This is a genomic window from Pseudomonas oryziphila (genome assembly GCF_003940825.1).
In the GTDB taxonomy this organism is placed as follows: Bacteria; Pseudomonadota; Gammaproteobacteria; order Pseudomonadales; family Pseudomonadaceae; genus Aquipseudomonas; species Aquipseudomonas sichuanensis.
Genome location: NZ_CP034338.1, coordinates 3,318,542 through 3,339,754 on the forward strand (window position 1 = coordinate 3,318,542; position 21,213 = coordinate 3,339,754).

Below are 21,213 nucleotides of genomic sequence, written 5' to 3' on the forward strand. Positions count from 1 at the left end.
CATACGCTGGCTCATCGAGACCAGGGTAAAAGCACACTGGACAAATATGTATTTGATCATTACTGGGCATTAAAATAATCCAAATTTGAACCCTTGCCGTGCACTGCAGGATCAGGTTTGTAGTAGGTCCTAATACTTCCCCCACTGGATACGACGCCAAACTCATCGGTGCCTGGGTTGTAGCGTACGATATCTCCATTAGGTCGTGTTTTTTCAAGCACGCCAGCGGACTTAGAGGCTGTTAAAAATTTATCAGCTTGTGCTTGATATTCAAGCGAACTTTTAGCTCCAAAGTCGCTGCCATGACGAGCAAAATGGTCATCAAGCTTGGCTTGGTCGGCAAACTTCGCCCCACTACCAACGCCTGTTCCCCCCGCGGGCCCCGTCTTTCCACCACCCTGGCTGACTGAAGGCTTCGGCGTTCGCCCACCACCACCCGTCGCCACACCCAGCAACACCTGGCCGAGCCCTTGCTTAAACTGGGACTCTTGGCTCAATGCAGACGCAATCTCCTGCATCGCAGTTTCATTGCTCTGTCCAACGACAAAGCCAATGACAACGGCAACCTCGACCTTGCCCTCCTTCTTTAATGCTTTGACTTTTTCCTGCAACAAGGGTTGGTCTGCAAGCAATTTCGTGAGCAACACGTCACACAGCTCAGGCGATTGCCTGCAGGTGTCTCGCAACCTCTTATTGCGCTCTTCATCGAGCTGAGCGTACTCCTCCCTGATACCCTCTTTGCATTTCTGATCCAGGCACTCGTCCTGGCGCTTCAGCATCTCCTCCACTTCCTCGTGGAGCAGATAGTTGTACTGCGTAGCCGTCCCCGCCACCCAAGCCCCAGTCTGCAGCGCCGCCTCGTCCCCACCTTGAGCAGCGGCCGCCAGCACCCCGATCACCTGCGAGTTCATCGTCAGCAAGCGTTTCTTCTGCTCGGGGTCCATCGTGCCGTACCACTGCGACAGGCTGCCAACCAACGCTTCGTTCACCCCAGCGGCCAGCGCCCCTGTCTTGAAATCACCGCCCGCCGCTTCTGCCGCCAAGCCTCCCATGATGGCGTGCAGGCCGATCTTGGCGACGCTGCCCTCCTTCAGGTTCCACTTGTCAGGACTGGTCTGGTCACCCACCCAGTTGAAGCCTGCGGCGGCAAATGTGTTGGCAAGGCTGCTGCGCAAGGCATCACTGAACGAGCTGTCACCGCCCAAGGCGCGATCGAGCACGGTAGAGGTGCCGTTCTGCAGCAACTGATTGCCCGCGAAGCGGCCTATGCCTTCCAGTTTGGAGAGGCTTTCGGTAGTGACTACTTTTCCGCCGTTCTCCAGTGCCCCGGCCGGACCTGTTTTAGTCCCCATCCAATCGTCGAACAGCCCAGCGGTAAGACCGGCCGTAATCCCGGAAACAAGGTAACCGCGCAGGGCATCGCTCGATGTCAGGTCCTTGAATACCGCGCCCAGGTCGCCCTTGTTGTTGATGGTGCTGATCGCTGCGCTGCTGGCCGCCGAACTGGCCACAGCGGTAGTCGCGGCACTGGCGGCCGTACCGATCGTGGTGGCTGTCGTGGTGCTGATGCCGGCGGCACTGGCAACACTGGTGGCGGAAGACCCGACACTGGTGGCCAAACCACTCACCGCGCCTGCGGTGAAGTACGCCACCACGATGGCGATGATCATCGCCGACGCAGCACCCAGCCCCGAATTGCTGTACTTGAAGGAGTCGTGAACTTCCTTCACCTGCCGCCAATCCACATCCCCACGCTGTTCTGCAGCCTTGATCCAGGCCAGCTGCGGATCGGCCGCGACCATTGCATCGATGGTCTGGCTTACCGTCTGCTGGTCTACCTGCCTGAGATCGATGCGTAGCCCTTCGACCGCCTTGATGGTGATGCTACCGGCCGCCTGCATCTGCGTCTGGCGCAACGTTTCGTCCGTGCGGCCTTTGCCGCTGGCTGAACTCCAAAGCGCGTTGTTGTTGGTCTTGGTGTGGCTTTCGTCATGCAGGTCTTTCACGCCTTCAAAGACAATTTCACCACCGCTGTCCAAGGTCAGGTCGCCACCGCTTTTGAGCTGCGCCACCTGATAACGCTGGTCACCGCCACTGGTCAGCGAGACATCGCCCCCCGCCTTGACCTGGCTGCCAACATGGGTCACCTGGGTGACTTCGTCGCGCTTGAGCTTCAAGGCACCGAAGCCACCCTTCTCCTGCATGTCGTATAGGGTGTGGTCGGTGTTCTGCTGCGCCAGAAACTGCAGGTTCTTGCCCGCCTTCAGCGCCAGGTCGTCGCCAGCGGTGAGGTTGCTGGAGACCACGGTCACATCGCGCTTGGCGTCGACGGTAAGTTTGCCGCCGGCACTGAACTCGCTGGCTGCCTGACGGGTATGGTTGTCTTCCTCGTTGATGCGTTTCTTGCCCCGCTTGGTGCGGGTCTCGACGCTGTCTTCATCGGTGGCCGAGCCCAGGTACAGGTCACGACCGGCGCTGACGGTCAGGTCCTCGCCTGCCCTTGCCGTGCTGGCGACAACGTTGATGTCACGCCCCGACTCGATCGTCAGGCCACCCCCACTGGTCACGCTGGAGCCAAGGTTCTTGACCTGGGTGTTCACGCTGTACTTGTGACCACCGTTGCGGCTGACATGGATCTCGCTGCTGTCGGCCACCGACAGCAGGTTGATGTCACGCCCTGCCTTGAGCGTGGCATCGCCCACACTGCTGATCTGGCTCTTGTTGGTCAGGTCCCGGCCAGCGTTCAGGCTCAACTTGCCGGTCGCGCTGATGCCGGCGCCATCGTCGAGCACGGTTCTATGGCCGGAGCCTTCCCCGACCAGAATCGCCGTACGATCGTTGACGATATCGCCGCTCAGCGCGGTCAGGCTGACGTTCTGGCCACGAATATCACCGGCCATTGCGTTGCGAATGCTGTCCTGGGCCAGCATCGACAGGTTTCTGCCAGCCTCGACCAGGCCGCCTTGATAGATGCTGCTACCCGCCACCACGCTCAGGTCGTTGCTGGCCCGCAGAACGCCGACGCTGACCAGGTTGTTGCCGCTCAGCACATTCACATCGCGGCCTTGCACCAGGCTGCCACCACGAATATCACGCGAGTCGACCTTGGCCAGGTAGAGCACCGGGGCCAGGACCTTCTCGCCCTCGACCTCGCGTTCCTCCATCCAGACGATGTCATGGGTGAGCGCCGCCACCTGCGCAGCACTCAGCTTCACCCCCATGGTCAGCCCAAGCTGGTCCTTCGAGGCAATGGCGTTGTCCATCAGGTAGCGGAACTGTTCGTACTCGCTGGTCAGGCCATTGGCCAGAAAGCGCTGCCCGGTCTGCGCCAGAACGGCATCGCTCACCAGGCGCGTCTCGTAACCACCATCGCCCAGGCGCCGCCAGGCCTGCTGCGTGTCAAAGCCGCCCAATTGATCCAGCAGGTAGTCCGAACTGAAGAAGTTCTTCAGGTTGGTCAACTGCGGGTTGGTCTCGATCAGGTAACGGCCCTGCGGGTTGCGCGCCTGGGTGAACATGCCGTAGTCGCCCTGCGGCAGGCGGAACGTCGGCAGTGCCGTCGGGTCCACCGCAACGAACGGCGAGCCGCTGAAATCAGCCGGCACGAAGCTGACCTCCACACTGCCATCGGCGCCGATCTGCTCGACCCGCGTCACATCCTTCGTGGGCTGTGGGGCTGGGCTGCTCGGGTTGATCGCGATCTCGATACCGCCGACTCTGGAGGCGGTGGTCTGGTCATCGCCCAGGCTCCCGGTCAATTGCGCCAGGGTGTTATCGACCAGGCTGCCGTTCTGAATGTTGTTGGCAACAGTCAGTTTGACCTGGCCACCGGCCTGGATGGTCGCGGCGTAAACGGTATTGCCGTTCGGGCTCCAGGTGGTGACGTCGCTCATGCTGCTGAAGCGGTCATCGGCAGAGCGACTGATCAGCTCGTTGAAACCCGCCTCGTCGAAATGACCGCCCGCTACTGCGGCGTTGAACGCGGGGACGTCGACGAACTCCATCTGGTCCCAGTACCCGGTAGCAATCCTTCCCGGTGTGCCGCGCTGGATGATCTGGATGCCTGAACGGGAAACGGCCCCCTGGTTGAGCAGGCTGTCGGCGACCAGGGTCATGTCGCCGTTGGCCGCCATCAGGCTGTAGCGGTTTTCGATGTGCTGGGCATCTACCGTCAGGCCTTTACCTGCCACCAGCCGCGCCGACGGCGAGTTCTTGGTCGGTGTCTCGTCGAGCACCTTGGTGATGGTGATGGTGCCGCGCTTGAACGAATCGCCACCGCCGCAGTGCTGCCCACACACCCAGGACAGGCTCCCGGACACCAGCCCCTTGCCCAGCTTGAACTCGGCTTTGGCGTTGGTCAGCTCGATGGCCTTGATGTCGATGTTACCTGCGCTTTCGACGCTGCCGGACAGGTTGCTGAACAGGCTGCCCTTGTCGCCATCCAGGCCGGCGAAGCTGAGGTCGCCGCCACTGTAGATATCGCCGTAGTAGTTGCTCAGGGTATCGCCGCGCACACTGAGCCCGGTACCGCTGAACAGCACGCTGTCCTGGTCGTTGTAGACACCATCCGCAGCTGTCAGGTGGGCCGACTTCAAGGCGCCGAGGCTGCCGCGGTTGTTGATGCGTGCAGCTTCGATGGTCAAAGCCTGGTCGGCTACCAGGCGGCCAAGGTTGTCCAGCGTGCCTTGCAGGGTCAGTCGGATATCGCCGCCACTGGCCAGGCGCCCGTTGTCCTGGGTGAGATTGGTGGCGCCAATGTCGATGAGTTTCAGCGACGAGAGGGTACCGGTGTTGGTCAGGTCGCCAGCAAGCTTGAGGGTCAAGTCACCGTCGGTGATCAGCTCGCCAGCGTTGTCCAGGCTGGCCATGTCGAAGGTCAAGCTGCCCGCACTGGCGATACGCTCGCCCACGGCCAACGCCAGGCCCTGATGGCTGGTATAGGCCAAACCACCGTTGAGCTGCCAATTGCCCACACCCTCTACCTGGCCAACACGCCAGTCGCCCATGCCATGCCCCAGCAACTGCCCGCGACTACCCTGCAATGCCGCCAGATCGAGGGCGAACACGCCTTGGCCGGCATGCTCGATATGGCCATCGTTGTTGAGCAGGCTCGCGGTATCGAGTGTGAAGCCGTGGCTGCCGATCGCCACCTTGCCGCTGCGGTTGTCCAGCTCATCGCTCAGGACAATTCGGCTGGAGTCACCGCCTAGCGCTCGTAGTTGTCCCTCGACACTGTTGTCCAACCGCTCGCCTTCGACCACCAGACCAGTGGCGGACTCCACCAGGCCTGCGCGGTTGTCGATTCGCTTCACGATCAGTTGAAGGTTGCCCTTGAGGCTAGCAATCAGCCCGAGCGTGCCCTCCAGCGCGCTGTTGTCCAACGATGCAGCGGTTATCTCTACGTTGGCACCTTTGATGCTGCCGCCCTGGTTGTGCAGCTCGCCCTCATCCCCCATGCGCAGTACCAGCGCAGCGTCTTCGGCAAGCAAGGCGCCCTGCTGGTTCTGCACGGCTGCTGCAACCACTTCGAGCCCCTCGCTACCGGCCAGCACCTTGCCCTGCTCGCGGTTATCGATATCGGCCGCCTGCAGTTTCACCTGGGTGCCCAGTACCTGGCCGCCACGATTGTCGATTTGCCCCTGTTCGGCGGCCAGTTGCACCTGCTTGCCCACAACCACGCCGCCGCGGTTGTCGATGTTGGCCGCCTCTATCGCGATGGCGCCAGTGGTGGACTGCAGGCGCCCTCCCTGGTTGTTCAGGTCATCGCTGGCGATTATTTCGAGCTTGCCATTTTCGGCACTGACTCGACCCTGCAGGCTGTTGTCCAGGCTGGTCAGGTGCGCGGTCAGGTTGTCAGCAATGAGCGCACCGCCCTGGTTGAGCACTTCACCGCCAGTCAGCAGCAGTGAGGTACCGGCCAGTACCTTGCCTTCGCGGTTATCCAACTGCTCCTTCGCATGCACGGTCGCAGTACCGCCGCTGGCAGTGATCGCCCCCTTGCGGTTGTCGATGCGCGCGGCCGAAACGTCGACTTCGCTGGCCACTAGGCTGGCACCCTGGTTATCCAGGGTTTGTGTGGCACCGACGCCGATCTTGCGGCTGGCAATCACGCTGCCGCGGTTGGTCACCTGATCAGCGGTTAGCGTTACATCCCCGGCGGCATTGCGGCTGCCATCGAGGTTGACGCCGGCATCGATGCTACCGCCGTTGTTCAACCGGCCACCGCTTTCGAGGCGAATGCTGTCATGGGCCGCCAGGCTCTTTTGGCTGTCGAGATCCCCCTGAGCCTTGATCGTCAGGTCGCGGCCCGCATAGACCGGGCCATCGAGCTGAACGCTATCGGCGTTGACCTTGACCGCGCCGCTGGAAACCACCTGAGCCATTGTGAGCTTGCCGTTGGCATCGATCTGGATGTTCCCGGCGCTGGTGGCCATGTTGCCCGCCAGACGCACGCCTACACCCTTTTCCGTACCCACCAGGCGAATGGCGCCGGCATACATCCCGCCCAGCGCCGAGCTGTCGATGGCCAGCTCCGGCGCCTGGCTGCCGTCAGCGGCTCGGGCGACAGCAGTGAGGTCATCGGCCTTGACATCATTGCGCCCGGTGATGACGTTCAGCTTCTTGGCGTGGATCTCTGCGTTGATCCGGGCGCTGCGGGTAATCACGTCGAACTGCTCGACCTTGCCCGCCCGGAACCCATTGCCCTCGAAGTTGACGCTGCCACCGTCGACCTGGTAGCGCTCGACACGGCCTTTCTCGATCACAGGCTTGCCCGTAGTGAGCGTCACCCGCGGGGTGTTGATGAAACCGCAGCCGTTGCACGTGATGCCATAAGGGTTGGCGACGATCACATGCGCCGACTGCCCCGCCACTTCGGTATAGCCACGCAGTTGGCTGGGGCTGTTACCGGTGACTTCGTTGAGAATGACCGACGCAGCCCCGCCTTTCAGGTTGGGGTTGCCCAGGATGATCCCGCCCAACTCGGTGGGCTGGGTTCGGTTAGGGGCATTGTTGAGGATCAGTCCCTGACTGCCGACGTTGTAGTCCTGGAACTGGTTGTGTGACAGCCCGCTGCCATTGGGCGCGGCAATGTTGACGATGGGCACGCCATTACCCGCCTGCCCAAGCGTCGTGCCTGGAGCGCTGACTACCAGCCCCTCGGCCTGCACCAGCAACGGCTGCCAGAACATGGCATTCGCCAGAATGAACGCCAGCCCACGCTTGGGCAGGCCAAGGAAGTGCTCACAGCGTGTCAGGGCAGCGGAAGGCTGGCGTGCAAGGAAGGCGAGCTGGCGAACGTCCATGGTCGAGAATCTCGTATCGGTCTAAGCAGAAGGCGCAATGGCTAGAGGAAGAAGTCGAGGCGGAAATAAGTGGGTGTCTCCCGGGCTTCGATCGGCCCAGGGCGCTCCAGTGAGTGCGCGAACGTCACGCTGGCGGCCATGTTCTGCCCTCGGGCGAACAACTCCAGCGAGTGACTCGACATACGCCCGTGCATTTCGGCGTTGTAGCGGTCATGGCGAATGACACCCTGGTCGTAGCCAAGGCCGATGCCGTACTCAGCCAGCACCGGGCGCAGCCAGTCGATGCTGACCGGGCGATTCCAGCGCAGGTCGCTGCGCCAGTAACCGCCACTGTCACCTGACAGGCTCTGGTCCTTGTAACCACGAATCGACGACTGGCCGCCCAGGCTCATACACTGCGGGCTGAACAGCACATCCTCGCTACGCTGGCCGGTCACCAGACTGCTCAGGCTGAAGGACTCACCCCACAACTGGAAGGGCTGCAGGTAGCTCAACGTAGCGGTGTACTTGCGATAGCGGGCATCTTGCTGCCCAGGGCGGGGGGCGTGATTGCCCTGGGCGTCCAGGGCGCCGATACCGTTCTGCATGCCCAGGTCAAGGTTGATATAGGCATTGCCGACCCGTCGGCCATGGTTGATGCCGAACTGTGCCTCGCTGATGCGATTGCTGCTGTTCCTGAGCTTGCTGTCTTCGATGAAATTGTTGGTGCGCAGGTGCGCAAGCCCTGTGCTTACCGAGGTCTTGCTGACAGCATCGCGAAAGATCACCCGCTCCAGGTACAGCTGATGATTCCGACTTTCACCGCTCTGCTTGAAGTCGAAACCCAGGGCCTGAATCTGCGAGCGGTATTCACTTTGGCTGTAGGTGTAACTGAGGTTCCACCAACCAAACGGCACACTGTAGCGAAGCATCGCGTTGTTCGAGGTTTTCTGGCGATCGCTGACCGCGTCATGTCCGCCGCGCAACAGCAGTTGATCGGACAAGCCCAGGGGGCTGTCCCAATCGAATGAGGCCCCCCACTGCTGCTCACCGGTACTCGCCTGCCCATCGTTATGCCGTGACAAACCCACCCGCCATGGTTTCTGTCGGGTATTCCTGACCAGCACCTCACTGCCGCCAATACGCTCGCCGGGCGCCAGTTCCATCTTCGCGTTGTTCGACGGCAGGCGATTGAGCTGGTCAACCATCTGCTCGATTTCGCGCAGGTTCAGCAGGTCACCGGGCTTACCGGGAAAGCTCATGGCCAATTCGCGTTCGGACAACCCACTGTCCTCGGCGCTACGAACACGCTCAAGGCGCCCCTCGACGACAAGCACCTGCAAAGCGCCGCTGGACAGATCCTGTTGCGGCAGATAGGCACGGCTGGTGACCAGCCCCTTGCCGAGGTAATGATCGGTGATTGTCTTGAGCAACAGATCGAGCTGCGCCACCCCCAGGCACTGGCCAGTGAAGGGAGTGAGCAGGCGTTGGCGCTCGGCACTCGACAGACTGTCAGCCCCTTCCAGGTCGATGGAACTGATCGGGAAGCAACGCTCATCGTTGGACGCTGAAGGGGTTACCGGGTTGCCGGACTGCCCCGGCAGGTTCTTGAGATCCTCCAGGCGACGGCTCTGCTCCTCGAGCAAGCGGTCCTGGCGCTCGCGGATAAGATCCGTATCGCCAGGGGTCGCCGCCGATACAGTGCTTGGGAACAACAAGGCGCCAAGGATCCCTGTGGTTCGTAAGAAGTGGTTCGTCCTGGAAAACATTTAATGGTCACGTGCGCATGATGTCACTACGACATCATTGGGCGCGCGATTCTACCAGTCGACTTGTTGACGTCAATTTTTTGCGCTTATCAGGACGGCCCTGACAACGACGTCCACCCGCCATGCCTTCAATCGCGATAGCCAGGCGCCACCTTGTCCAGCAAGCGCAACAACGCCGCCCAGGCCAACTGCATCGCGTCCGGATCGGTCAACTGCCCCTCCTCCAACGGCCGCCCGGGGTCATTGAACTGCCGCTCGGTATGCGCGCACACCGCATGGGGCGGCAACACCAGCTTGCCGCTGGCCTGGGCGGCGAGCTGGATCTCGCAGGCTTTCTCCAGGTAGTACATGCGCATGAACGCCTCACTCACGCTGCGCCCTACGGTCAGCAGGCCGTGGTTGCGCAGGATCATCACCGGCTGCTGCCCCAGGTCGGCCACCAGCCGCTGCTGTTCGCTCAGGTCCAGCGCCACGCCCTCATAGTCGTGGTAGGCGACCTTGCCGTAGAACTCCATCGAGATCTGGTTCACCGGCAGCAACCCGCACTCCAGCGCCGCTACCGCGCAACCGGCGCGGGTATGGGTGTGCAGCACGCACTGCGCATCTTCCCGGGCACCATGGATGGCGCTGTGGATCACAAAACCCGCCGGGTTCACCGGATAAGGCGAAGGCTCGACGGCATGGCCGTGCAGGTCGATCTTCACCAGGTTGGAAGCGGTGATTTCATCGAACATCAAGCCGTAGGGGTTGATCAGGAAATGATGTTCGGGGCCCGGCAGGCGCACCGAGATATGGGTGAAGATCAGGTCGGTCATGCGAAAGTGCGCGATCAGCCGGTAGCAGGCCGCCAGCTCCTCGCGCAGGTGTTGTTCGGTAGGCATGGTCACGGGTTCCAGGTTTATGAGGGGTGGCTGGAGAGTAGAAGACTGTCCAGCCGCGATGGGTTACTTGCTGGCCGCCCAGGCGTTGAAGCGCTCCTCCAGCTCTTCGCCATGATCGACCCAGAACTCGACGTTCATGGCCAGGGCGCCCTCGAGGTTCTGCTTCGAGGTCGGCACCCACTTGGCCAGCTCCGGCGCCAGCGCGGCAGCCGCCTGGGTGTTGGTCGGGCCGTAGGGGATCTGTTCGACGTAACGCACCTGCGCTTCGGGCTGGTTGGTGTAGGCGATCAGCCGCTCGGCCTGCTGCACATGTTTCGAGCCCTTGATGATCGCCCAATAGTCCATGCCGTACAGACTGCCGGGCCACACCAGCGCCAGCGGGCTGCCGTTCTGTGCGGCGGCGGCGATGCGGCCGCTGTAGGTCGAGGTCATCACCACGTCGCCGGCGGTCAGCCATTGCGGCGGCTGGGCGCCCGCCTCCCACCACTGGATGCTGGGCTTGAGCTGGCTCAGCTTGGCGAACGCGCGGTCAACGCCTGCCGGGGTGGCCAGCACCTTGTACACGTCCTCTACCTTGACCCCATCGGCCAGCAGGGCGAACTCCAGGTTGTACACCGCGCGCTTGCGCAGGCCGCGCTTGCCCGGGTACTTCTTCACATCCCAGAAGTCGGCCCAGGAGGTCGGCGCCTGGGCCAGCTTGTCGCGGTCGTAGGCGATCGCCACGCTCCACACCAGCGCCGCCGAACCGCATTCCTGCGCGGCGTCGGCAATCAGCTGGTCCTTGTGGCCCAGCTTGTTCCAGTCCAGCCGCTCGTACATGCCTTCATCACAACCGCGCAGCAGGTCGGGTCCTTCGATCTGCACCACGTCCCAGTCGACACTGCCGGTGTCGACCATGACTTTGATCCGCGCCATCTCGCCGTTGTACTCGGTCTGGATCAGCTTGCTCTTGTCCTGGGCGCTGAACGGCTGGAACAACGCCACGTCCTGGGCCTTCTGCCCGGCACCGCCATAGCCCACCACGACCATGTCCGACCCCGCCTGGGCGCTGCCCAGGCCAAGCCACAACAGCACCGCGTACAACCCGGGTTTTCGTGCAAAAGCGCTCATCGATGGACCCTCTTTGTTGTTTTTGTGAGGTTCGCCCCTGAGGCGGGGTGCTGTCGAAACTAGACAACGACCAGTAAAAAAACAAGTTGATTTTTTACTATGGGTACACTTTTATAAGAAAAAACAACAACACCCCCGCTGGAGCCTGCCCGTATGTCGACCGCCTTCACGCACCTGTTCGAACCGCTGCAGCTCCGCGGCAAGCGCCTGAAAAACCGCATCATGTCCAGCGGCCACGACACCTCCATGCCCACCGACAATTTGGTCAACGAGCGGCTGATCGCCTATCACAAAGCCCGTGCCGAGGGCGGTGTCGGACTGATCGTGCTGCAGGTGGCCGGGGTGCATGACAGCGCCCGCTATACCTCCCATGTGCTGATGGCCACCGACGATGCCTGCATCGACGGCTACCGACGCCTGGCCGAGGTGTGCCACGCCCAGGGCACCGTGGTGCTGTCGCAGATCTTCCACCCGGGCCGCGAAATCATGGAGTCCGCCGACGGCCTGCTGGCGGTCGCCTATAGCGCCTCCGCCGTGCCCAACGAGCGCTTCCGGGTGATGCCGCGCGAGCTCGACCAGTTGATGATCGACGAGATCGTCGCCGGCTACGCGGCTGCGGCGCGGCGCCTGCACCAGGCTGGCATCGACGGTGTCGAAGTGGTCGCCAGCCACGGCTACCTGCCCGCGCAGTTCATCAACCCACGGGTCAACCGCCGCAGCGACGGTTACAACGGCGGCCTGGAACAGCGCCTGCGCTTTTTGCGCGAGATCCTTGCCGCCGTACGCGCCGCCACCGACGAGCAGTTCATCGTCGGCCTGCGCATCAGCGCCGACGAACGCGATGCCGAGGGCCTTACCGAGGACGAATCGCTGGCCGCCGTGCAGGCCCTGCAAGCGAGCCTGGATTACGTGCACATCGTCGCCGGCAGCTCCGCCTCGCTGGGCGGCGCCATCCATATCGTCCCGCCGATGGCCATCGAGGCGGCGTACCTGGCCCGCGAAGCCGGTACCTTCAAGTCGCGCCTGCAGATACCGCTGTTCGTCACCGGCCGGATCAACCAGCCCCAGGAAGCCGAACTGATCCTCGCCCGTGGCCAGGCCGATGTATGCGGCATGACCCGCGCGCTGATCTGCGACCCGCAGATGCCGAACAAGACCGACAGCGGCCGCGCCGAGGATGTGCGCGCCTGCATCGCCTGCAACCAGGCCTGCATCGGCCATTTCCATCGCGGGCTGCCGATTTCCTGCATCCAGCACCCGGAAACCGGGCGCGAACAGCAGTACGGCAACCTGCCCGCTGCCAGCGTGCGCAAGCGGGTCATGGTGATCGGTGGCGGCCCCGCCGGCATGAAGGCCGCCGCCGTGGCGGCGGCACGCGGGCACCAGGTGACGCTGTATGAGGCCAGCGCGCAACTGGGCGGCCAGGTGCTGCTGGCGCAGTTGCTGCCCCGGCGCAGCGAGTTCGGCGGCGCCAGCACCAACCTGCAACGGGAGATGCAGCTGGCTGGGGTCGAGGTAGTGCGCAATACCCGCGTCGACCGCGCCCTGGTCGAGCGCGAACGCCCGGACGCGGTGATCGTCGCCACCGGTGCCGAGCCCTACTGGCCGGCGTTCGAGCGTGGCGGCGAGCTGCAGGTGGTCGATGCCTGGCAAGTACTGCGCGACCAGGTGAAGCTCGGCCGTTCGGTGCTGGTGGTGGACTGGCGCTGCGACTGGATCGGCCCCGGTATCGCCGAGCGCCTGGTGCGCGCCGGGCACCAGGTGCAGCTGGCGGTCAACGGCACCCATTGCGGCGAGAGCCTGCCGTTGTATGTGCGCGACCAACTGGCCGGCGAGCTGCACAAGCTGGGCATCCCGATCACGCCCTATGCCCGCTTGTATGGCTGCGACGACAACAGTGTCTACCTGCAGCACACCGCCAGCGGCGAGGCGATGATCTTCGAAGGCATCGACACCCTGGTGCTGTGCCAGGGCCATCAGCCGGTCGACACCCTGGCCGAGCAGATCAAGGACCTCACCCAGGTGCAGCGCATCGGCGACTGCCTGGCCCCGCGCACCGCCGAGGAAGCGATCCATGAAGGCTTGAAGGTCGCCGCCGCCTTGTGAGCCTGTTTATACTCCGGGACTTTGCAGGGCCGACTGGAAACCGCCATGAATCGCCACATTGCCAAAGCGCCGCCACCTGCCGAGGACGGCAGCCCCGCGCCGCAGTTTCTCGGCACCCGCATCCGCGGCCTGCGCAAGCGCCGCGGCATGACCCTGGCCGAGCTGGCCGAACAGAGCGGGCTGACCGCCGGCTACATCAGCCAGCTGGAGCGCAACCTGTCCTACCCGTCGATCCCGGCGCTGTTCAACATCGCCCGCACCCTGGGCGTGACCATCCAGTGGTTCTTTGCCAGCGAAGCGATCACCGCCCCGGAAGACGAGGGCTATGTGGTGCGCAGGAACAGCCGGCTGAGCGTGCATTACGAAGACGGCATCGTCGACCAGCTGCTCACCCCGCAGCCCAGCCGCGAGCTGGAAATGCTGCATTCGCGCTTCCCCCCGGGCACCTACAGCGAGCAAAGCTACAGCCATGACGGCGAAGAGGCCGGTTACCTGCTGTGCGGGACCTTCGAGCTTTGGGTAGGCGAACGTCACTTCCAGCTGAGCGAAGGCGACAGCTTCAGTTTTTCCAGCCAGGAGCCGCACCGTTACGGCAACCCTGGCGACGTCGATGCGGTGGTGATCTGGGTGATCACCCCGCCGACCTTCTGAGCCCAGCACAAGAACAACACAAGGTGCCGCCCCATGACCGATCTGATCCTGCACGAACTCGACGAAGGCCTGCTGACCCTGCGCCTGAACCGCCCGGACAAGCTCAATGCGCTGACCAACGCCATGTACACCCGGTTGGCCGAGTTGTTCGAGGCGGCCAATGACGACCCGCAGGTCGAAGTGATCGTATTGACTGGCAGCGCCGAGTGCTTCACCGCCGGCAACGACCTGCCGGACTTTCTCGACCAGCCGCCCACCGACCTGAACAGCCCGGTGTTCCGCATGATGTGGGCGGTGCTGGCGCTGGACAAGCCGCTGATCGCGGCGGTTGCGGGCCCGGCGATCGGTATCGGCACCACCCTGCTGCTGCATTGCGACCAGGTGTTGGTCACCCGCGATACCAAGCTGCGCACGCCGTTCGTGCCGTTGGGCGTGTGCCCGGAGTTCGGCGCCAGCCTGTTGCTGCCACGCCTGCTGGGGCACGCGCGGGCCGCGCAGGTGTTGCTGTGCAGCCAGTTGCTCAGTGGCGAGCAGGCCGTGCTATGGGGGCTGGCGACCGAGCTGCTGGAGGATGGCGCACAATGCCAGGCCGCTGCAGTGAAACTGGCCCGACGCCTGCAGCGCCTGCCCAGCGATGCCCTGCGCATCAGCAAGCAATTGCTCAAGGATGCCCATCGCCAGGAGCTGGCGGCGACGGTTGAGCGTGAAGGCCTGGCGTTCATCGCCCGCCTGCAGACGCCCGAGGCGAAAGCGGCGCTGCGGGCGATGGTCAAGGGATGACCACAAACGCTTTGCGGCCCTTTCGCCGGCAAGCCGGCTTCCCACCTGATCGCGCCGAACTCAAGACCTACACTCTGCCTGTGGGAGCGGCGGTTCGCCGCTGCGGTTTACCCGCGAAGATGACACCTCGGTGCCTGGCACGGGCTACGCCCGTGTTCGCGGGTGAACCCGCTCCCACAGGGATCGCGCAGTTGTTGGAGTGGCGAGCAAGACAGTTGCCGCCACCTGGCCACGCTGACCTCAAGCAATGCAAGCAAGGGCGGCATGGCAGCCCCGGCGTCAAAAAACAAACCAGACGTACCTTTACGGAGACCTGAATGCTGCGTGTGTTCGAGCGATGGCTAGACCCCTTCCCACCCGATGAAGTCCCGCCGCCACCGGTGGGGCTGCTGCGTTTCCTGTGGGCCTGCACCCGCGGCGCCCGCGGCTACATCCTCGCCCTTGCGCTGTTCAGTGCCGGCGTATCGATCTACGAAGCCTGGTTGTTTTCCTTCCTCGGCCAGGTGGTCGACCTGCTCCCGGCCTGGCAGGCAGGCACCGCCGCAAGCGGTGAAGAAAGCCGCGTGCTGTGGGGCATCGGCCTGGTGCTGCTGGCCAGTATCGGGCTGGTGGCGCTGCGCACCCTGATGCAGCACCAGGTGCTGGCGATCAACCTGCCGCTGCGTCTGCGCTGGGACTTCCACCGCCTGATGCTGCGCCAGAGCCTGTCGTTCTTCTCCGATGAGTTCTCGGGCCGGGTCACCACCAAGGTGATGCAGACCGCGCTGGCGGTGCGCGAAGTGCTGTTCACCTTCATCGAGATCATTCCCGGCATCGGCGTATACTTCATCGCGATCATCGCCCTGGCCGGCGGTTTCGCCCTGCAACTGATGCTGCCGTTCATGGCCTGGCTGGTGCTGTTCGGGCTGGCGATGCTGTACTTCGTGCCGCGCCTGGGCAAAGTCGGCCAGGAGCAGGCCCATGCGCGCTCGTCGATGACCGGGCGCATCTCCGATGCCTACACCAACATCACCACCGTGAAGCTGTTCTCCCATTCCAAGCGCGAAGCGCACTTCGCCCGCGCGGCCATGGAAGACTTCAAGCTCACCGGTTTTCGCCAGATGCGCCTGGTCAGCCAGTTCGAGATCGTCAACCAGGCGCTGGTGGTCGCCCTGATTCTCGGTGCCGGCGGCTATGCCCTGTGGCTGTGGCACCAGGGCCAGGTCGGCGCCGGCGCCGTGGCGGCGATCACCGCCATGGCGCTGCGCATCAATGGCATGTCGCACTGGATCATGTGGCAGATGACCTCGCTGTTCGAGAACATCGGCACCGTGCAGGACGGCATGGCCACCCTCACCCGCGGCCCCAAGGTGCAAGATGCGCCAAACGCCGGCGTGCTGCAGACCCGCGGCGGCGCGGTGACCTTCGACAAGGTGAGCTTCAACTATGGCGGCGAACGCCAGGTGCTCGACGACCTCACCCTGCACATTCGCCCCGGCGAAAAAGTCGGGCTGGTGGGCCGCTCGGGTGCCGGCAAGTCCACGCTGATCAACCTGCTGCTGCGCTTCTACGACGTCAACAGCGGCACGATCCGCATCGACGGGCAGGACATCGCCGAGGTCACTCAGGACAGCCTGCGCAGCGCCATCGGCATGGTTACCCAGGACACCTCGCTGCTGCACCGCTCCATCCGCGACAACATCGCCTATGGCCGCCCCGACGCGAGCGATGCGCAGATTCGCAGCGCCGCGGTCAATGCCCAGGCCGATGGTTTCATCAGCCAGCTCAGCGACAAGCAAGGCAACAGCGGCTACGACACCCTGGTGGGCGAGCGCGGCATCAAGCTGTCCGGCGGCCAGCGCCAGCGCGTGGCCATTGCCCGGGTGATGCTCAAGAACGCCCCGATCCTGCTACTGGACGAGGCCACCAGCGCGCTGGATTCGGAGGTCGAAGTGGCCATCCAGGAAAGCCTCGACGAGATGATGCAAGGCAAGACCGTCATCGCCATCGCCCATCGGCTGTCCACCATCGCGGCCATGGATCGGCTGATCGTCATGGACGAGGGGCGCATTGTCGAGCAAGGCACCCATGCCGAACTGCTGGGCAAGAACGGCACCTATGCACGGCTGTGGCAGCACCAGAGCGGTGGGTTCCTGGGTGAGGACCAAGGGGTGGTCGAGAGCGTGGAGTAGGCCTGGCGGGGGGCTGCGTTGCCCCCCACCGGTCAATCAGGTGCGGAACCGTCGCACCAGCGTATCCAGCTCATTCGACAAGCCCGCCAGGCTCTGCGAATCCTGCCGCGCCGCCTGGGCCAGTTCGGCCACCAACTGCGCGTCACCGTGTATCTGGCTGATATGCCGATTGATGTCCTCGGCAACCTGGTGCTGCTCTTCGGCCGCCGTGGCAATTTGCGTGTTCATGTCGCGGATGACGTCCACCGACTCGCGGATCTGGCCAAAGCTGTCGCGGGCCAGGCCGATGCGGCTGACCGACTGCTGCGAAACTTCCAGGCTGGCGTGCATCTGCTCGGCGACCTGCGCGGTACGGCTGGCCAGGTTGCCCAGCAGGCCGTCGATCTCTGCGGTGGAGTCGGCGGTGCGCTTGGCCAGCGCCCGCACTTCGTCGGCAACCACCGCAAAGCCCCTGCCCTGCTCACCGGCACGGGCCGCTTCGATCGCCGCATTGAGGGCCAGCAGGTTGGTCTGTTCGGCAATTGAACGGATCGTGCCGAGGATCGACTGGATGGCATTGCTGTCGCGCTCCAGTTGCTGGATCGACTGGGCCGACTGCTCGATCTCCTGGCTCAGCCGATCGACGCTGTGCACCGCGGCGTCGATCTGCTGCTGGCCGTCACGGGCCTGTTGCTGGCCACTGTCGGCCGATTGCGCGGCCTGGCTGCAGGAGCGGGCGACCTCATTGGCGGTGGCGACCATCTCATGGAAGGCAGTGGACACCATGTCCACCGCTTCACGCTGGCGCCCGGCAGCCTCGGCCATGTCATGGGCAACACGTGTCGAACTGTTGGAGGTGCTGAGAATCTTGCCGGCGGCCGCACCGATGTGCTGGATCAGGCTGCGGATGGCACCGAGGAACTGGTTGAACCAGTTGGCCAGTTGCGCCGTTTCGTCACGGCCACGGATGTCCAGGTTGCGGGTCAGGTCGCCCTCGCCCTGGGCGATGTCCTCCAGGCCGCGGCTGACATTGTTGATCGGGCGCACGATCAGGTTGGCGAACGCGGTACCGACAACGGCGAACAGCGCAGCCAGCAGCAGCGCGATAGCGCCGATCAGCCAGCTCAGGCGCGAGGTGCTGCGCATCACTTCGTCGTGGCGGATCAGGCCGATGAAGGTCCAGCCCAATTGCTCGTCAGGGTAGATGTTGGCCATGAAGCGCTCGCCATTGATCTCGACCTCAAGCAGGCCTTTGCCGGCCTTGGCCAGGTCGGCGTAGCCATCGCCGAAACTGGCAAGCTGTTTGAAGTTGTGGCTGGCATCACGGGGGTCGACCATCACGTTGCCGTTGTTCTCCACCAGCATCACGTAGCCACTGTCGCCCAGCTTGATCTGCTTGAGGATCTCGGTCAGCCCTTTGAGCGACACGTCGATGCTGACCACGCCGCCCGGGTTGCCCAGTGGGTTGGCGACGGCGCGCACGATGCTGACCTGCACGGTGTCATCGGCGGCCCAGTAATAGGGCGCCGTGCGCAAGGTCTTGCCGGGGTTGGCGATCGCCAGCTGATACCAGGGGCGCTGGCGCGGATCGTAGTCGGCGAAGTCTTTCGTGGCGGGCCAGCCCACGTAACCACCGTCTGCTAGCCCATAGGAAACGTAGGCATAGCTGGGGTGGGCGTCCGCCAGATGGGTCATGAACTGGAAAATCTGCTGGTCCCGGGCGCCAAGCTCATTGCCGGTGCTGGCGCCCAGGTACTTGTTGACCTCACTGCCCGTGGCCGTGACCAAAGGTTGCGCGGCCAGGTAGTTGACGTTCTGCTCGATGCCCTGGAAGAACAGGCTCATCGCATTGCCTACCTGGCGAATTTCCCGCGTGCTGTTGTCGACGAAATTCTCTCGCGCCTCACCGCGCAGGTTGAGGACAACCAGCAAGGCAACCAGGCCTATCGGTATCACTGCGATCCCGGCAAAGGTCCACATCAGCTTGTGCTTCATGTTCATTCATCCCCCTTGAACCCGCGCAACGTTCACCCGGCCAATAGCCGTCGTTAGTGGGTCGCCATCTGGCGAGCATTGGTTTTTTCGCGACGCTGGTAGGCCAGCAGCAAGCCGGCGTACCAGAACGGCATGACGTACAGCGCAGTGCGGGTATCCGGCTCCAGGGCCAGCAAACACAGGACGAACAACAAAAACACCTGCGACAGCGCTGCGCAGGCCTTGCCGCCCGGGAGCTTGAAGGTGGATCGCTGGTGCGCCTGCGGGTTCTGCCGGCGGTAGGCAAAGTAAGCCATCAGGATCAGTGACCAGGTGACGATGATCATCACTGCCGAAATGGTCGACACCAAGGTAAACACCGTCATGACTTCCGGGATCACGAACAGCAGCGTCAAGGCCAGGGCCATGCATACACCCGAGAACATCAGCGCACGGACGGGCGTGCCCGTGCCCGACAGGCGCCCGAATGCCAAGGGTGCCTGGCGCTGATGGGACAGGCCGTAGAGCATCCGCGATCCCGAATACACGCCACTGTTGGCCGATGACGCCGCCGACGTGAGCACGACAAAGTTGATGATGCCGGCAGCGGCCGGAAGCCCGCCCAGCAAGAACAGCTCGACGAACGGGCTGCGATTGGCGGGGACGTTGGCCCATGACACCACACTGATGATGCACGCCAGCGCCGCGACATAGAAAAGCAGGATACGCACCGGGATGGTGTTGATGGCCTTGGGCAGGGTTTTCTCCGGGTTCTTTGCCTCGGCGGCGGCAGTGCCGACCAGTTCAGTGCCGACGAACGAAAAAATCGCGATCTGAAAGCCCGCCAGGAAGCCCAGGATGCCGTGGGGCATGACCACGCCCGGGGCAACCAGGTGGCTGAAGGACGCCGTCACCCCCGCTGGCGATGTGTAGGCAGTGGCAACCATTACCAGCCCGGTGATCACCAACAGCACGATGGCAACGACCTTGATCAGCCCGAACCAGAACTCGACCTCGCCGAACGCCTTGACCGCGAGCATGTTCAGGCCCAGCAGCAGGAACATCGTGGCAAAGGCCGGCAGCCAGGTGGGCAGATCGGGGTACCAGTACTGCATGAAGCCCGCCACCACAACCACGTCCCCCACGGCCGCCACCACCCAGCTGAGCCAGTAGGACCAGCTGAGGATGTATCCGGCGCGTGGCCCCAGATAGTGGTGCACGAGGTCGGCGAACGAGCCCATTTCGAAGTTGGCGAGGAGCATCTCGCCCATCGCCCGCATGATGCAGAAAACGAAGAAGCCGATGATCGCGTACACCAGGATGATCGAGGTGCCCGACAGCGCGATGATCTTGCCTGAGCCCATGAACAGGCCGGTGCCTATGGCGCCACTGATCGAGATGAGTTGGATGTGGCGATTTTCGAGCCGCCGCTTGAGCACACGACCATTTTCTGCTGTCGCGTCAGGCGCGTCACAGGTGTGTTGCATCATTAACCTCTTATTCTTTTTGGTAAACCTGGTCTTTAACCACACCCTTGTAAAACTGGCACGCACGTACAGTTCTCTTGAGTACTTGAAAGTTGCAAGACAGGGATGGGAAACCACACAGACGACAATAAAAATCCAGTGACGTAATTTCACCGGACTGGCTAGCTTTTCGAAACTCGGAACTATTGAGCCGACTTATTCTGCCAGTCGACCTGGCCAAGCGGAACATAACAAACTGCGCACACCGCACCCCGGTTCATACAAAGTGCCAGCCACGGCTGACACAGTGCCCAGTGACACGGCCGAAACCGGCAGGCCGGGTGATCACATTTTGAACGTGGACAGCAAAATGCTGGTTTCGGTGTTCTCGATATGGGGGATCGAGCGAATGGAGTTCAACACCCGGTCAAAGCCTTCCAGCGTGTCGGCACGCAGTTCCGCCATCAGGTCCCAGCGGCCGTTGGTGGTGTGGATGGCGACCACATTGGGGTGCCCGCGCAGCGCACGCTTGACCTCGGCAGCATGGTGACCACTGATGGCGATACTGGTGATGGCCCTTACCCCTTGCTCGGGAGCATCCGCGCGCAGGCGGATGGTGTAGCCCAGAATCACGCCCTGTTCTTCCAGCTTGGTGATCCTGTTCTGCACCGTTGCCCTGGCGACCCCCAGTTTTTTCGCGAGCGTCAGGACTGGCGTGCGCGCATTGTCCCGCAGCAGCGCGACCAGCGCCCGATCAATATTATCCATGTTGAATACCAGGCTGTTCAGATTGTCATTTGAGGGGCGCAGATTGTGTAGAAGTCTTTCAAAACTGGCAACCTGCACGCTTCATATTGACGCCTTCTTTCATCACAATTTTCCGGCAGTTGATATTGCACGCCCGGCGATTAAAACGCGCTTGCCAAGTGCACTGTTTAATTGACACCCCCGACACGCTCGGACTTGATTCGTGCCTGGGGTGCATTTCCATTAAAACAAACCCGACGCGCAGCCGATGTTGCTGCACGCACTCAACCCCGGTA

General features: G+C 63.0%; 11 protein-coding genes and 1 pseudogene. 4 read left to right on the forward strand and 8 right to left on the reverse strand.

Annotated elements, in window-relative coordinates:
• Positions 1–59: 59 nt before the first annotated feature.
• The 4 genes from EJA05_RS15450 to EJA05_RS15465 all read right to left on the reverse strand — a co-directional run bounded on the left by EJA05_RS15450 (position 60) and on the right by EJA05_RS15465 (position 11,043).
• Positions 60–7,304 (reverse strand): two-partner secretion domain-containing protein, encoded by a 7,245-nt coding sequence (locus tag EJA05_RS15450; RefSeq protein ID WP_125858909.1) that lies wholly within the window; start codon positions 7,302–7,304, stop codon positions 60–62.
• Between the two features lie 41 nt (positions 7,305–7,345).
• On the reverse strand, positions 7,346–9,052 hold the full coding sequence (locus tag EJA05_RS15455; protein ID WP_125858910.1) for a ShlB/FhaC/HecB family hemolysin secretion/activation protein: 1,707 nt from the start codon (positions 9,050–9,052) through the stop codon (positions 7,346–7,348).
• 128 nt (positions 9,053–9,180) lie between these two features.
• Positions 9,181–9,933: a class II aldolase/adducin family protein gene (locus EJA05_RS15460; protein WP_125858911.1), complete on the reverse strand. Its 753-nt coding sequence runs from the start codon at positions 9,931–9,933 to the stop codon at positions 9,181–9,183.
• Positions 9,934–9,996: 63 nt separating this feature from the next.
• On the reverse strand, positions 9,997–11,043 hold the full coding sequence (locus EJA05_RS15465) for an ABC transporter substrate-binding protein (protein WP_125464355.1): 1,047 nt from the start codon (positions 11,041–11,043) through the stop codon (positions 9,997–9,999).
• 153 nt (positions 11,044–11,196) lie between these two features.
• Between EJA05_RS15465 and EJA05_RS15470 the strand changes: the two genes are divergently transcribed.
• The 4 genes from EJA05_RS15470 to EJA05_RS15485 all read left to right on the forward strand — a co-directional run bounded on the left by EJA05_RS15470 (position 11,197) and on the right by EJA05_RS15485 (position 16,751).
• Positions 11,197–13,149 carry an oxidoreductase gene (locus EJA05_RS15470; RefSeq protein WP_125858912.1) on the forward strand — a complete coding sequence of 651 codons (1,953 nt, stop codon included), beginning with the start codon at positions 11,197–11,199 and terminating at the stop codon, positions 13,147–13,149.
• A gap of 45 nt (positions 13,150–13,194) precedes the next feature.
• Positions 13,195–13,800 carry a cupin domain-containing protein gene (locus EJA05_RS15475; RefSeq protein WP_125858913.1) on the forward strand — a complete coding sequence of 202 codons (606 nt, stop codon included), beginning with the start codon at positions 13,195–13,197 and terminating at the stop codon, positions 13,798–13,800.
• A gap of 33 nt (positions 13,801–13,833) precedes the next feature.
• Positions 13,834–14,580 (forward strand): enoyl-CoA hydratase-related protein, encoded by a 747-nt coding sequence (locus tag EJA05_RS15480; protein WP_125858914.1) that lies wholly within the window; start codon positions 13,834–13,836, stop codon positions 14,578–14,580.
• Positions 14,581–14,897: 317 nt separating this feature from the next.
• Entirely contained in the window at positions 14,898–16,751 is a 1,854-nt protein-coding gene (locus EJA05_RS15485; RefSeq protein ID WP_125858915.1) for an ABC transporter ATP-binding protein, read from the forward strand.
• Between the two features lie 36 nt (positions 16,752–16,787).
• Here EJA05_RS15485 and EJA05_RS28795 read toward each other — a convergent pair whose 3' ends face one another.
• The 4 genes and pseudogenes from EJA05_RS28795 to EJA05_RS15500 all read right to left on the reverse strand — a co-directional run bounded on the left by EJA05_RS28795 (position 16,788) and on the right by EJA05_RS15500 (position 20,938).
• Positions 16,788–17,555 carry a methyl-accepting chemotaxis protein gene (locus EJA05_RS28795; RefSeq protein ID WP_374046956.1) on the reverse strand — a complete coding sequence of 256 codons (768 nt, stop codon included), beginning with the start codon at positions 17,553–17,555 and terminating at the stop codon, positions 16,788–16,790.
• Positions 17,556–17,645: 90 nt separating this feature from the next.
• Positions 17,646–18,731, reverse strand: a pseudogene (locus EJA05_RS28800) (HAMP domain-containing protein); the annotation flags it as partial.
• A 47-nt stretch (positions 18,732–18,778) separates the two neighbouring features.
• The gene (locus tag EJA05_RS15495) at positions 18,779–20,191 is read right to left on the reverse strand and encodes an amino acid permease (RefSeq protein WP_125861330.1); all 1,413 of its coding nucleotides are present in this window, start codon (positions 20,189–20,191) and stop codon (positions 18,779–18,781) included.
• 324 nt (positions 20,192–20,515) lie between these two features.
• Positions 20,516–20,938, reverse strand: coding sequence for an Lrp/AsnC family transcriptional regulator (locus tag EJA05_RS15500; protein WP_125858917.1), 423 nt, complete (start codon positions 20,936–20,938; stop codon positions 20,516–20,518).
• Positions 20,939–21,213 lie beyond the last annotated feature (275 nt).

Excerpts from the sequence above, each read along its gene's own strand:
- EJA05_RS15465 (WP_125464355.1), bottom strand. The coding sequence starts at position 11,043 with ATGAGCGCTTTTGCACGAAAACCCGGGTTGTACGCGGTGCTGTTGTGG.
- EJA05_RS15495 (WP_125861330.1), bottom strand. The coding sequence starts at position 20,191 with ATGCAACACACCTGTGACGCGCCTGACGCGACAGCAGAAAATGGTCGT.
- EJA05_RS15460 (WP_125858911.1), bottom strand. The coding sequence starts at position 9,933 with ATGCCTACCGAACAACACCTGCGCGAGGAGCTGGCGGCCTGCTACCGG.
- EJA05_RS15480 (WP_125858914.1), top strand. The coding sequence starts at position 13,834 with ATGACCGATCTGATCCTGCACGAACTCGACGAAGGCCTGCTGACCCTG.
- EJA05_RS15470 (WP_125858912.1), top strand. The coding sequence starts at position 11,197 with ATGTCGACCGCCTTCACGCACCTGTTCGAACCGCTGCAGCTCCGCGGC.
- EJA05_RS15475 (WP_125858913.1), top strand. The coding sequence starts at position 13,195 with ATGAATCGCCACATTGCCAAAGCGCCGCCACCTGCCGAGGACGGCAGC.
- EJA05_RS28795 (WP_374046956.1), bottom strand. The coding sequence starts at position 17,555 with ATGGCCGAGGCTGCCGGGCGCCAGCGTGAAGCGGTGGACATGGTGTCC.
- EJA05_RS15455 (WP_125858910.1), bottom strand. The coding sequence starts at position 9,052 with ATGTTTTCCAGGACGAACCACTTCTTACGAACCACAGGGATCCTTGGC.
- EJA05_RS15450 (WP_125858909.1), bottom strand. The coding sequence starts at position 7,304 with ATGGACGTTCGCCAGCTCGCCTTCCTTGCACGCCAGCCTTCCGCTGCC.
- EJA05_RS15500 (WP_125858917.1), bottom strand. The coding sequence starts at position 20,938 with ATGGATAATATTGATCGGGCGCTGGTCGCGCTGCTGCGGGACAATGCG.
- EJA05_RS15485 (WP_125858915.1), top strand. The coding sequence starts at position 14,898 with ATGCTGCGTGTGTTCGAGCGATGGCTAGACCCCTTCCCACCCGATGAA.